Raw genomic sequence first — 10921 nt, 5'->3', positions numbered from 1 at the left:
ATGACCATGTGGTGGATCGGCAACGCCGTGCTGCTGTTCGTGGTGCTGCCGGTGGTGATCGCGCTGCTGAACCGCGTCCTGGCCGCGTGCGAACGGATCCGCGCGGCCACCGACGACGTTCTCGAGGGCGGTGTCGAGCTGGCCGGGCAGCTGGAGCCGGTGCCGGCGGCGCTCGCCCAGACCGACCGGACCATCGGCGAAGTCGCCGTCGGCGCGACCCGGTACGCGGGCAGCGTCGCGAAACTGCTGGGCTGAAAGGAGTTCCGTGATGCCGGTCGTCGCCTGGTCCACCCTGGTCATCGCCGCGCTGATCATCCTGTTCGCCGCGGTCGGGCTGCTGCGGGTGATCCTCCACTTGCGACACATCCGCGACACGCTCCGCGCCGTCACCGGCGGCGTGCGGGTGGTCGCCGACCGGACCGCGCCGGTGCCGGGCGCGCTCGCCTCGGTCAACGCGAACCTCAAGCCCGTCCGCGACTTCTGCGAGTCGGTGTGAGCACCGGCTGGGTGGTGGGGTTCGCGATCGGAATCGTGGTCGTGCTGGTCGTCGTCGCGCTGGTGGTGCCGATCCTGCTGCTGGCCCGCGCGATCGGGCGCGAGGCCCCGCTGATCGACGGCGCCCTGCGTGACGCCGTTCGTAACACGGCGCCGCTCGCGGAGCTGAGCACGACCATCGAGCACGCCGAAGCGATCGTCGCCGGGCTGCGGCGCGGCCGGACCAGGCTGGGAGGCTGACATGACGTCGTGGTGGGTGGCGGTGATCGCCGGGTTCGTGGTGGTGCTCGCGGTGGCGGCGCTGCTGAGCGTGCTGATCGTGCTGGTCCGGGTGATCGACCGCCGGGTGGTGGCGGTGCGGGACACCCTGGCCGCGGCGGCGTCGAACACGGCGTCGACGTCGCTGATCCCGGAGACGGCGTCGCGAGTGGACGCGGTGCTCGCGGAAGGCCTGGAGCACCACCTGTTCCTGGGGAGGGCCCGGACATGACGCTGCTGGTCGTCTTGACGGTGCTGGACATCGTGCTGCTGATCGCGGGCCTGGCGTTCTACCTGTTCTGGGTGGGCTCGCTGCTGGCCCGGATCGCGACGAACCTGGAGGAGTGCGCGGAGACGGTGCGCACGATCAACGGCCACGCGGCGCTGATCGTCCCGGGCGTCACGCACATCAACCGGACCGGGGCCGTGGTGGCGGGCGCGCTGCCGCTGCTGTACGGAATGGCGGAGGACATCGTCCGGGCCGCCCCGGCACCGGCCGCCGCGGTGGCCCGCCCGGCCTCGGGCACCCGCCGCTCCCGCCTGCACGACGCCGTCGGCTTCGCACCGCGTTGAGCCGTTTCGCCCCTTTCGCACGGGACGCGCTGGTAGCGTCCGGGCGATGCGAGTGTGGTGGTGCGGCCTGGTGCTGACGGCGGGAGTGGTCCTCGCCGCGTGCAGCGGGGGCCGGTCGGGAAGCGGCCAGGTGGTGCAACAGCCGACGACGCCGGTTCCGTCCACAACGGAATCGACGGTGACTCAGTCGGTCTCGACGACAACGCCTCAGGTGACCACGACGACGGCCCCGGACGACCGGACAACCCGAGCCCACACGACAACGGTGACCCCGAGAAAGACGACCACACACCGCCGAACGACCACCCGCCGGCGGCCGGGCTAGCGCTCGCCGAGTGTGCCCGGCCGCGACCAGGCACACTCGGAACGTTCCTCAGTCCGTGTCCGCTGCCTCTTCGGCGTCCCCTTCGCCACCGTCCTCCACGGCTTCCACCTTGTCCGGCGTGGCGTCGGCGATGCCGGTGTGTTCCGCCTGCTCGGCGGCCTCCTTGGCTTCCTTGATGCTTTCCCGGACCTCGGCGAGCTGTGCTTCGCCTGCGGGCTGATCGGTCACGGCGACTCCTCGATCGACAACAACACTCAACGGCCCCTGAGCTGCGGTTTCGCCAGCCCCAGCGCGGCGCAGACGATCAGGACCACCGCCAGCACCGCCACGATGATCTCCAGGGCCGGCATCCGCGCGGCGGACGTCGACAGCGTGACGATGCTCGACACCAGCAGCAGGACGCCGGCCGCCATGCTGAGCCAGCAGAGCGGCGTGGTCCGCGGGATGACGTGCCAGCGTGTGGCCATCGAACCTCCTCGGTCGGGTCTGCCCGCTGAACTGCCCCGAACCCCCGGTGATCAAACCGGCGGGAATCCGACGTCACCCGAGTTGTCGCGAAACCGCCAGCGGCCGCGGTCCCCGGGCCCGTCTACTGGCGATCATGACCGAACGCCACCCCCGCGCCGTCGCCGCCGTGACGCTCGGGATCTTCGCCATCGTCACCACCGAGATCCTCCCGATCGGTCTGCTGACGCCGATCGCGGACGGCTTCGGCGTCTCGCCCGGGGTCGCCGGCTGGACGATGACCATGCCCGGGTTCGTCGCGGCCGTCGCGGCGCCCGTCGTCACCGTCGCGACACAACGGCTCGACCGGCGGCCGGTGCTCGCCGCGCTGATGCTCCTGCTCACCCTCGCCGGGTTCCTCACCGCCGCCGCGCCCGCGTTCTGGGTGCTGCTGGTCGCGCGGTTCCTCGTCGGCCTGGTCATCGGCGGGTTCTGGTCGATCAGCGCCGGCCTCGCGCCGCGGCTCGCCCCCGCGAACACCGCCCGCGCGACGTCCGTGATCTTCGCCGCCGTCCCGCTCGGCTCGGTGCTCGGCGTGCCGCTCGGCACGCTCGTGGGGCAGCTCGTCGGCTGGCGGACGGCGTTCCTCCTGCTCGCCGTGCTCAGCCTGGCCGCCTTCGCCGCGCTGCTGGCGTTCGTGCCGCCGCTGCCACCCGGCACGGTGACCCGGGCCACCGTCCTCGAGAACCTGCTCCGCCGCCCGGGTGTCCGAAGTGGACTCGCGGTGACGTTCCTCGTCGTCCTGGCGCACTTCGGCACCTACACCTACGTGACGGCCTTGCTCAGTCCCGGCCTGACCAGCGCGTACCTGCTGGTCTACGGCGCGGCCGGGATCGCCGGGACGTTCCTCGCGGGCACCCGCCGTCTCCCGGTCACCTTCACCGCGGCGGCGCTCCTCATCGCCGTGGCCGCCGCGGCGCTGCCGTTCGCCGGCCCGATCGGCGCGTTCCCGCTGCTCGTCGTGTGGGGACTCGGCTACGGCGCGGTGCCGGTCTGCTCGCAGACGTGGTTCGCCCGCGCGGCGCCGGACGCCCCGGAGGCGGCGACCGTCGTGTTCACGGCGTCCTTCCAGGCGACGCTCTCGGCGGGCGCCCTGGCCGGCGGGTTCGTGGTGGACGTGCTGTCGGTCCCGGCCGTGATGGCGGGCGGCGCCCTGGTCGCGGCGGTCGCGGCCGGGACGGTTCAGGGCACGCGGCGCACCGTCGCCCCGGCCCGCAGCGCGCGGGGGATCTCGGCGACGGCGTCGACCGCCGCCAGCAGCCGGTCCAGCTCCTCGGCCGACGCGGGGGAGTCCAGCTCGACCCGGTAGCTGATCCCGGTGGACGCCCAGGTCTCGGTGTCGAAGCCGCCGCCGGCCGTCACGCGGACGCCGGTCAGCTCGACGCCCAGGGGTTCCGCCTCGCGGTACAGGTCGTTGAGGACGCACCCCGCGGCGGCGAGGTTGAGCAGGTGACCGCCGGTGAAGTCGGTCTCGACGCTCACCCCCGCGGGCGTCCACCGGTGGGGGAACGTCACCCCGCTGACGCTGCGCAGCGAACCCGCCCCGGCCACGACCTCGAACGCCGGTGTCACCGGCTGTGCCCGATCCATTCGTCCTCCCAGGCGTGTTCGTACCGTTCGCGGTTGCAGCGCGGCCGGTACACCGCCGCCAGCTCGCGCACGATCTGCTCGCGGTGCGACCGCAGCCCGCCCGGCGGATCGTACGTGCAGATGTGCACTTTCCACCGCGAACCCGCCCGGGCGATCCAGCACGGCGCCCGCGGGTGCCGGAACGGCAGGCCCGCGGCGGCGAGGTCGTCGGCCTGCCCGGCGTAGATCACGGCGTAGCGGCCGGGGTGCGCCTCGGCGTCGGGGCGGCAGAGGATCGCGTAGACGGCGGGTGCGGCGGGCGGGGTCCAGCCGCCGAGCAGCCGGGGGCCGTCGAACGGGTAGCCCGCCGCGATGCCCAGGCGGATCACGAGCGCTCCAGCGCCGGCAGCAGCGCGGCCAGCTCCTCGAGACCGCGCAGGTCCTGGCCGGACACGAGGACGTCGACGTGCGGGCGCACCACGCTCAGGCCGAGCGAGTCACCGCCGGGGTGCGGGTTCGTCCACACGAGACGGTGGCACAGCCGGGCCAGCCGCTCGACCGCGCGGGCCAGGACGTCCGGGTCGCCGCGGTCGAGGCCGTCGGAGCAGACGACGACGATGCCGCCGCGGCACCGGCCCCGCCGGCCCCACGTGCGGACGAACTCGGCCAGCGACGCGCCGATCCGCGTGCCGCCGTCCCAGTCGAAGACGGCTTTCGCGGCGCGGTCGAGGGCCTCGTCGACGTCACGGGTGCGCAGCTCGTCGGTGATCCGCGAGAGCCGGGTGCCGAAGCAGAACACCTCGACGTGCGTGGTGGCCCGGCCCGCCGAGTACGCGAACTGCAGCAGGGCGCGCGAGTAGTCCGCCATCGACCCGGAGACGTCGAGGACGAGGGTCAGCGGCCGGGGCCGGACGCGGCGGCGGCGCCGGTGCAGCCGGGCCGGTTCGCCGGACAGCCGCAGTGACTCGCGCACGGTGGCGCGCAGATCGGCGATCGGCCCGGTGCGGGCGGGGCGGCTCCGGCGGGTCCGCCGGCGCGGGGGCGTCAGCCCCAGGCGGACGGTCATGCGCCGGATCGCCGCCAGCTCGTCGGGCGTGCAGGCGCCGAACGCCTTGTACCGCAGGCTGTCCACAGTGGACGCGGCGAGTCCGGCGGCATGCGGGGTCTCCTGTTCTTCCCCGGGGTTCCCGGACTCCGGCAGGGAGAGCACGGCGTCGGACTCCAGGGTGGCGGTGACGGTGGCGAACTCGGGCGACGCGTCGTCGGCGTCGAGGAAACAGCGGCGGAAGACGACGTCGTAGCGCGCGATGTCCTCGCGGCGGCGCACCAGCGTCATCCGGCCCGCCCAGTAGACGTCGACCAGATCGGCGGGGTCGAGCCGGGCCGCCGCCCGGCAAAAGGTGAGGACGTCGCCGGTGCCGACCGCGAGGCCCTCGGCCCGCAGCGCGCGCCCGAACCCCACGAGGACCCGCGCCAGGTCAGGCACCGGAGGTGAGTTCCGCCAGGTGCTCGCGCACGACGTCGAGGTCGTCGCGGTCCTTGACGACGGCGCCGAGGGTGTCGGTGGCCGAAGCGTGGTCGAGGTCCGCCGCGCCGAGGAAGGTGAGCATCCGCGCCCAGTCGACGGTCTCTGCGACGCCCGGCGGCTTCGCCAGGTCCAGCTCCCGGAGCCGGTGCACGGCCGCGACCACCTTGCGCGTCAACGCTTCCCCGGCGCCGGGCTCGCGGATCCGCACGATCTCGGCCTCGCGCTCGGCGTCGGGATAGTCGATCCAGTGGTACAGGCAGCGCCGTTTCAGCGCGTCGTGCAGCTCGCGGGTGCGGTTGGACGTCAGCAGCACGACCGGGGGCGTGGCCGCGGTGATCGTGCCGATCTCCGGGATCGTCACCTGGAAGTCGGCCAGCAGCTCCAGCAGGAACGCCTCGAACTCGTCGTCGGCGCGGTCGATTTCGTCGATCAGCAGCACCGCCCCGGCGCCGGCCCGGACGGCGGCCAGCAGCGGGCGCTCCACCAGGAACTTCGGACCGAAGAGCTGGTCGACGGCCGTCTCGCCGGCGGCCTCGCGCTCCGGCAGGGCCCGGATCTGCAGCAGCTGGCGCGCGTAGTCCCATTCGTAGAGCGCCTGCGCGGTGTCGATGCCTTCGTAGCACTGGAGCCGGATCAGCCGCTTGCCGAAGACCGCGGCGAGGGTGCGCGCCAGCTCGGTCTTGCCGACGCCGACCTCGCCCTCCAGCAGCAGCGGCCGGTGCAGCGACACCGCCACCAGCAGCGCGGTGGCGAGGCCGCGGTCGGCGAGGTAACCGCCGCCGCGCAACGCCCCGGTGAGCTCCGCGACGGTGTCCGGGTAGTCCATCTACCGGTCCGGGCCGAGCACGAGGTCGCGGACCGTCGAGCCGCCGAGCTTGCCCTCGCGGGCGAGCCGGGCGCGCCACGCGGCGGCCGGGTCGTCGTCTTCGGCGAACCGGTCGAAACCGACGTTCGCCATGTTCTTGCAGGATTTCTGGGGCCCGCGGTCGAGGTCGTCGCCGGCCTGGCCGGTGGCACGCCAGACCGCGCGGAACACCTTCAGCGCGTCGCCGGGCTCGTCCATGGGCGGACGATAACTCGGTCGGACGCTGGGCCGGGGCGCGGATTAATGGTTCGCTTATCCGCGGTTGTGGCGGAACCGGGGTCACGGAGAGCATCTGCGCATGACGTTGGGCCAGCTGAACGCGTTCGTGCTGGTGGCCAGGCTGGGGTCGGTCACCGACGCGGCGAAGGCGCTCGGGGTGAGCGAGCCCGCGGTGTCCCAGGCGCTGGCCGCACTGCGCCAGCACCACGGCGACAAACTGCTGATCAAGCGCTCCGGCGGGATGACGCTGACCGCGGGCGGCAGCAGGCTGCTGCCGATCGCGTCGCAGATGGTCGCGCTCGGCGCGGAGGCCGACGCCGCCGTCCGGCAGGCCAACGGCGTCGCCGCGCGGCTGCGGCTCGCGGTGACCAGCGAGATCGCCGAGTTCGTCGCGAACCCGCTGCTGGAGGCGTTCCGCAGACGGGCGGGCAACACGATCGACGCGAACGCCGGCGTGGCGCGCACGGCCGAGCTGCCGGTCCTGGTCGCCAACCGGCTCGCCGACGTCGCGCTCGGCCCGCAGCCGGGCGCCGAAGGCGGGCAGGGCCTCGACAGCGTGCCGATCTTTCGCGGCTCGCTGGTGGTGGTGGGGTCGCCGCACGGGCGGCACCAGGGCGGCCCGGCGCACTGGCGCTGGCTGCTCGACCCGGCGGGCGCCGACCCGGGCAGCGACACCGGCCGGCTGCTGCGCGCGCTCGGGGTCGCGGACGACGCGATCCAGGTGTTCCCCAACCAGACGGCGGCCTGGTCGGCCGCGGCGAGCGGCGGGGGCGTGTCGGTCGCGCTGGAACACCTGGTTGCGCCGCAGCTGCGGCGCAAGGAGCTGACGGTGGTCCCGACCCGCGCGACCCCGGTGTCGGCGTGCTGGTTCGTGACGACGTTGCCCACGGACCGCCGCACCGGTGCGGCCAACTCGCTACGGCACTTCCTGGGCACGCCGGGCGCGATGCACGTGATGCGGGCGCCGGGCAGCGGGGTGCCGCCGTCCCGCTTCCGGCCGCCGGTCTACGTGACGATCTGGAGCTGACGGCGTTCCACTGGTCGGAACACCGGGCTGTCGCGCGGGCCGGGCCCGGTGCGACGGTCGGGGCATGGCTCCCGTGATGGCGGCGATCGTCGGCCCCGGCAACATCGGCACCGATTTGCTGGCGAAGCTGCGACGCAGTGAAGTGATCGAAGTCGGTTACGTCGTCGGCGTGGTCGAGTCCGACGGGCTCGAACGCGCTCGCGCGCAAGGGATCGCGGCGTCCGCCGAGGGCGTCGACTGGCTGCTGCGCCAGGACCCGTTGCCGCAGCTGGTGTTCGAGGCGACGTCGGCGAAGGCGCACGCCGCGAACGCGCCGCGCTACGAGGCCGCCGGCATCCAGGCGATCGACCTGACCCCGGCGCACCTCGGCCCGATGGTGTGCCCGCCGGTGAACCTCGGCGCGCACCTGGACGCCCCGAACGTCTCGATGATCACCTGCGGCGGTCAGGCCACGATCCCCATGGTGCACGCGGTTTCCCGGGTGACGCCGGTGCCGTACGCGGAGATCGTCGCGTCGGTCGCCTCGCGCGGTGCGGGCCCCGGGACGCGGGCGAACATCGACGAATTCACCCGCACGACGTCCGGCGCGGTGGCCGAGATCGGCGGCGCCGGACGCGGCAAGGCCATCATCATCCTCAACCCGGTCGAGCCGCCGATGATCATGCGGGACACGGTGTTCTGCGCGATCGGGATCGACGCCGACCGCGACGCGATCACCGCGTCCATCCACGAGATGGCCGACGAGGTCCGCGAGTACGTCCCGGGTTACTCGTTGCGCGCCGACCCGCAGTTCGACGACGCGCGGGAAGAGTGGGACGGCAACGCGCGCGTCGGGATCTTCCTGGAGGTCCGCGGCAACGGCGACTACCTGCCGGAGTACGCCGGCAACCTCGACATCATGACCGCCGCGGCCGCCCGGGTGGGCGAGCTGATGGCCCGCGCGAAGCAGGAGGTGCCCGCGTGAGCAGGCCCGAGTTGAAGCACGACGTCCGGATCGTCGACACCACGCTGCGCGACGGCAGTCACGCCATGGCGCACCGCTTCACCGAGCAGCAGGTCCGTGACACGGTCCGCGCGCTGGACCGCGCCGGCGTCGAGGTGATCGAGGTGACCCACGGCGACGGCCTCGGCGGATCGTCGTTCACGTACGGGTTTTCCGCCGTCGACGAGCTGAAGCTGATCGCGGCGGCGCGCGAAGAGGCGAAGCAGGCGAAGATCGCGGTGCTGCTGGTGCCCGGCATCGGCACGGCCGAAGACCTGCAGCAGGCGTTCGACGCGGGCGCGGAGATGGTCCGCGTGGCAACGCACTGCACCGAGGCGGACGTCTCGCCGCAGCACTTCGGCCTGGCGCGCGAGCTGGGCATGGAGACGGCGGGGTTCCTGATGATGGCGCACCGCACGCCACCCGAGGACCTGGCGAAGCAGGCCCGGATCATGGTGGACGCGGGCTGCCAGGCGGCCTACGTCACCGACTCGGCCGGCGCGCTGCTGATGCACGAAGCCCGCGCCCGCTTCGAAGCCCTGGTCGCCGAGGTCGGCGACGAAGCCTGGGTCGGTTACCACGGGCACCAGAACATCTCGCTCGGCGTCGCGAACTCCGTGCTGGCCTACGAAGCCGGGGTCCGCTACATCGACGGGTCGCTCTGCGCCCTCGGCGCCGGGGCGGGCAACTCGCCGACGGAGGTCCTCGCGGCGGTGTTCGACCGCCTGGAGGTCGACACCGGCCTGGACGTCGGCGGCCTGCTGGACGCGGCCGAGGAGGTCGTCCGGCCGTACCTGCGGCGCTGGCCGAAGATGGACCGCAACGCGATCGTCCAGGGCTGGGCCGGGGTGTACTCGAGCTTCCTGCTGCACGCCGAGCGCGCCGCCGAACGCTATGGGGTACCTGCGCAGGCGATCCTGCGGCGGTGCGGGGAACTCGCGCTGGTCGGTGGGCAGGAGGACATGATCATCGACGTCGCGGTGCAATTGGCCGCGGAGGGGTAGCAACCGGATCCGGGATTCGCGCGTGGTGGAGGTATGAAGACCGACTCGACGCGCGCCGACCAGGACTGGACGGACACCCTGCCGGAGCCCGTACGCCGCCGCGACCTGCGCGAGCCCGGCGCGGCGCCGCCCTACCCGAAGGTGCCGTTCTGGCAGTGGGGCGGGGCGTGCACGGTCGACATCCTGCTCCACCTGGCGATCGCGCTCGTCGTCGCCCTGCGCGTGGACCTGCCGTTCGCGGTCACGGCGATCACGGTGTACACCGTGGTGTCGTTCGGCCACCGGTGCCTGCTGCAGTGGTGGTGGGGAGGCACGATCGGGCGAGTGCTCTTCGGCCTTCGCTGTGTGGTCACGGCCACCGGCGCGAAAGCGACCTTCGGCGGGCTGCTCAAGTTCTGGCTGCTGGCGGGATACATCCTCGTACTCACGGTCGTGATCCCCGTGCTCGCGGCCATCCCGTAGCGAACCGGTCCAGGGCGCCGAGCGTCCAGGCCCGCTTCACCGGGCTGCCGCGGTGCCCGGAGTGGTCGTCGATCAGCAGTTCCGCGCCCGGCCACGCCCGCGCCAGCTCCCACGCCGTCGTGACCGGGCAGCTCAGGTCGAGGCGGCCGTGGACCAGCACGCCCGGGATGCCGGCCAAGAGCCCGGCGTCGCGGATCACCGCGCCTTCCTCGAGCCAGCCCGCGTTCGCGTAGTAGTGGGCCGTCAGCCGGACGAACGCCATCATCGCGGCGTCCGGCGGTCCACTGTGGACACGCGGCGTCGCCCCCGGCTCCAGCGACAGGACGGTGTCCTCCCATTCGCGCCAGGCGAGTGCCGCACGATCCCGCTTCGCCGGGTCCTCCAGGAGCCGGACGTAGTCGGCGACGACGTCGTCGGACCCGCCGCTGAACCGCTGCCACGCTTCCGGGAAGAACCGGCCGACGCCGCGGTAGAGCCAGTCGATCTCCGAGCGCCGCGTCGTGCTGATCGCGCTGAGCACGATCTCCGACACCCGGTGCGGGTACCGCTGCGCGTACACCAGCGCGAGCGTCGTGCCCCACGAACCGCCCGTCAGCAGCCAGCGTTCGATGCCGAGGTGCTCGCGCAGCCGTTCCAGGTCGGCGACCAGGTGGTCGGTCGTGTTGTGCGCCAGCGACGTCGCCGGGTCGGCGGCGTGGGGCAGGCTGCGGCCGCAGCCGCGCTGGTCGACCAGCACCGCGCGGTAGCGGGCCGGGTCGAACACCCGCCGCATCCCCGGCGCGCACCCCTGGCCGGGCCCGCCGTGCAGCATGACCGCCGGCTTGCCGTCGGGGTTGCCGCAGGTCTCCCAGTACACGCGGTGCCCGTCGCCGACGTCGAGCAGCCCGTGGTCGTACGGCTCGATCGGCGGGTACAGCTCGGTCATGAACGCGCCCCCGTGTTTCTTGCGGTCACTGTCCGGATCCGACCCGTGATCATTCCGGATCGTCGCCGTCCACACGAGGGGATTTCCCGGCCGGCGGCTCGCCCGACGCGTTGCTCAGTCCGGCGCGACCGGAGAGGTGCAGCGGGCGTCGGGTCTGCTGCACCTCTCCGGTCGAGCACCTCGCC

General features: G+C 73.2%; 17 protein-coding genes and 1 pseudogene. 10 read left to right on the top strand and 8 right to left on the bottom strand.

All coding sequences use genetic code 11. The features are described 5' to 3' along the window. Genes MUY22_RS41465 through MUY22_RS41445 form a run of 5 tightly spaced genes read left to right on the top strand, consistent with a single transcriptional unit; the run spans nucleotide 1 to nucleotide 1326 of the window. Nucleotides 1-255: a hypothetical protein gene (locus MUY22_RS41465; RefSeq protein ID WP_247052680.1), complete on the top strand. Its 255-nt coding sequence runs from the start codon at nucleotides 1-3 to the stop codon at nucleotides 253-255. A gap of 13 nt (nucleotides 256-268) precedes the next feature. Continuing rightward, a complete protein-coding gene (locus MUY22_RS41460; protein ID WP_247052679.1) occupies nucleotides 269-496 on the top strand; it encodes a hypothetical protein in 228 nt (75 codons plus the stop codon). Beyond that, entirely contained in the window at nucleotides 493-735 is a 243-nt protein-coding gene (locus MUY22_RS41455; RefSeq protein WP_247052677.1) for a hypothetical protein, read from the top strand. Before MUY22_RS41460 ends, MUY22_RS41455 begins: the two co-directional genes overlap by 4 nt. 1 nt (nucleotide 736) lies before the next feature. Then, the gene (locus MUY22_RS41450; RefSeq protein WP_247052674.1) at nucleotides 737-985 is read left to right on the top strand and encodes a hypothetical protein; all 249 of its coding nucleotides are present in this window, start codon (nucleotides 737-739) and stop codon (nucleotides 983-985) included. Beyond that, nucleotides 982-1326 carry a hypothetical protein gene (locus MUY22_RS41445; RefSeq protein WP_247052672.1) on the top strand — a complete coding sequence of 115 codons (345 nt, stop codon included), beginning with the start codon at nucleotides 982-984 and terminating at the stop codon, nucleotides 1324-1326. The genes MUY22_RS41450 and MUY22_RS41445 overlap by 4 nt, the downstream gene beginning before the upstream one ends. A 373-nt stretch (nucleotides 1327-1699) precedes the next feature. On the opposite strand, the gene MUY22_RS41440 is transcribed toward MUY22_RS41445, so the two are convergent. Next, a complete protein-coding gene (locus MUY22_RS41440; RefSeq protein WP_247052670.1) occupies nucleotides 1700-1879 on the bottom strand; it encodes a hypothetical protein in 180 nt (59 codons plus the stop codon). A 26-nt stretch (nucleotides 1880-1905) separates the two neighbouring features. Then, entirely contained in the window at nucleotides 1906-2118 is a 213-nt protein-coding gene (locus MUY22_RS41435; RefSeq protein WP_247052668.1) for a hypothetical protein, read from the bottom strand. A gap of 134 nt (nucleotides 2119-2252) precedes the next feature. On the opposite strand from MUY22_RS41435, the gene MUY22_RS41430 reads away from it, so the two are divergent. Continuing rightward, on the top strand, nucleotides 2253-3464 hold the full coding sequence (locus MUY22_RS41430; RefSeq protein WP_247052666.1) for an MFS transporter: 1212 nt from the start codon (nucleotides 2253-2255) through the stop codon (nucleotides 3462-3464). On the opposite strand, the pseudogene MUY22_RS41425 reads toward MUY22_RS41430, so the two are convergent. From MUY22_RS41425 to MUY22_RS41405, 5 genes and pseudogenes are all read right to left on the bottom strand, one after another. Continuing rightward, nucleotides 3413-3745, bottom strand: a pseudogene (locus MUY22_RS41425) (OsmC family protein); the annotation flags it as partial. The gene MUY22_RS41430 and the pseudogene MUY22_RS41425 sit on opposite strands and share 52 nt — an antisense overlap. Further along, on the bottom strand, nucleotides 3724-4113 hold the full coding sequence (locus MUY22_RS41420) for a hypothetical protein (protein WP_247052664.1): 390 nt from the start codon (nucleotides 4111-4113) through the stop codon (nucleotides 3724-3726). The pseudogene MUY22_RS41425 and the gene MUY22_RS41420, both read right to left, overlap by 22 nt. Beyond that, entirely contained in the window at nucleotides 4110-5210 is a 1101-nt protein-coding gene (locus tag MUY22_RS41415; protein ID WP_247052662.1) for a VWA domain-containing protein, read from the bottom strand. Before MUY22_RS41415 ends, MUY22_RS41420 begins: the two co-directional genes overlap by 4 nt. After that, complete coding sequence (locus MUY22_RS41410) at nucleotides 5203-6078, bottom strand: MoxR family ATPase (RefSeq protein ID WP_247052659.1); 876 nt, start codon at nucleotides 6076-6078, stop codon at nucleotides 5203-5205. The genes MUY22_RS41415 and MUY22_RS41410 overlap by 8 nt, the downstream gene beginning before the upstream one ends. After that, nucleotides 6079-6315, bottom strand: a complete 237-nt coding sequence (locus MUY22_RS41405; protein ID WP_247052658.1) for a hypothetical protein — start codon at nucleotides 6313-6315, stop codon at nucleotides 6079-6081. Between the two features lie 100 nt (nucleotides 6316-6415). On the opposite strand from MUY22_RS41405, the gene MUY22_RS41400 reads away from it, so the two are divergent. From MUY22_RS41400 to MUY22_RS41385, 4 genes are all read left to right on the top strand, one after another. Further along, the gene (locus MUY22_RS41400) at nucleotides 6416-7363 is read left to right on the top strand and encodes a LysR family transcriptional regulator (protein WP_247052656.1); all 948 of its coding nucleotides are present in this window, start codon (nucleotides 6416-6418) and stop codon (nucleotides 7361-7363) included. 64 nt (nucleotides 7364-7427) lie between these two features. Continuing rightward, the gene (locus MUY22_RS41395; protein ID WP_247052654.1) at nucleotides 7428-8327 is read left to right on the top strand and encodes an acetaldehyde dehydrogenase (acetylating); all 900 of its coding nucleotides are present in this window, start codon (nucleotides 7428-7430) and stop codon (nucleotides 8325-8327) included. After that, nucleotides 8324-9349 (top strand): 4-hydroxy-2-oxovalerate aldolase, encoded by a 1026-nt coding sequence (gene dmpG, locus MUY22_RS41390; RefSeq protein WP_247052652.1) that lies wholly within the window; start codon nucleotides 8324-8326, stop codon nucleotides 9347-9349. Before MUY22_RS41395 ends, dmpG begins: the two co-directional genes overlap by 4 nt. Nucleotides 9350-9382: 33 nt before the next feature. Further along, on the top strand, nucleotides 9383-9811 hold the full coding sequence (locus MUY22_RS41385) for a hypothetical protein (RefSeq protein ID WP_247052650.1): 429 nt from the start codon (nucleotides 9383-9385) through the stop codon (nucleotides 9809-9811). On the opposite strand, the gene pip is transcribed toward MUY22_RS41385, so the two are convergent. Beyond that, the gene (pip, locus tag MUY22_RS41380; protein WP_247052649.1) at nucleotides 9774-10736 is read right to left on the bottom strand and encodes a prolyl aminopeptidase; all 963 of its coding nucleotides are present in this window, start codon (nucleotides 10734-10736) and stop codon (nucleotides 9774-9776) included. The two genes, MUY22_RS41385 and pip, sit on opposite strands and share 38 nt — an antisense overlap. Between the last annotated feature and the right edge of the window lie 185 nt (nucleotides 10737-10921).

The sequence above is a fragment of the Amycolatopsis sp. WQ 127309 genome (genome assembly GCF_023023025.1).
Lineage (GTDB): Bacteria > Actinomycetota > Actinomycetes > Mycobacteriales > Pseudonocardiaceae > Amycolatopsis.
The sequence above is the reverse complement of the archived record's forward strand: the minus strand, read 5'-3'. Positions and strand labels throughout refer to the sequence as shown.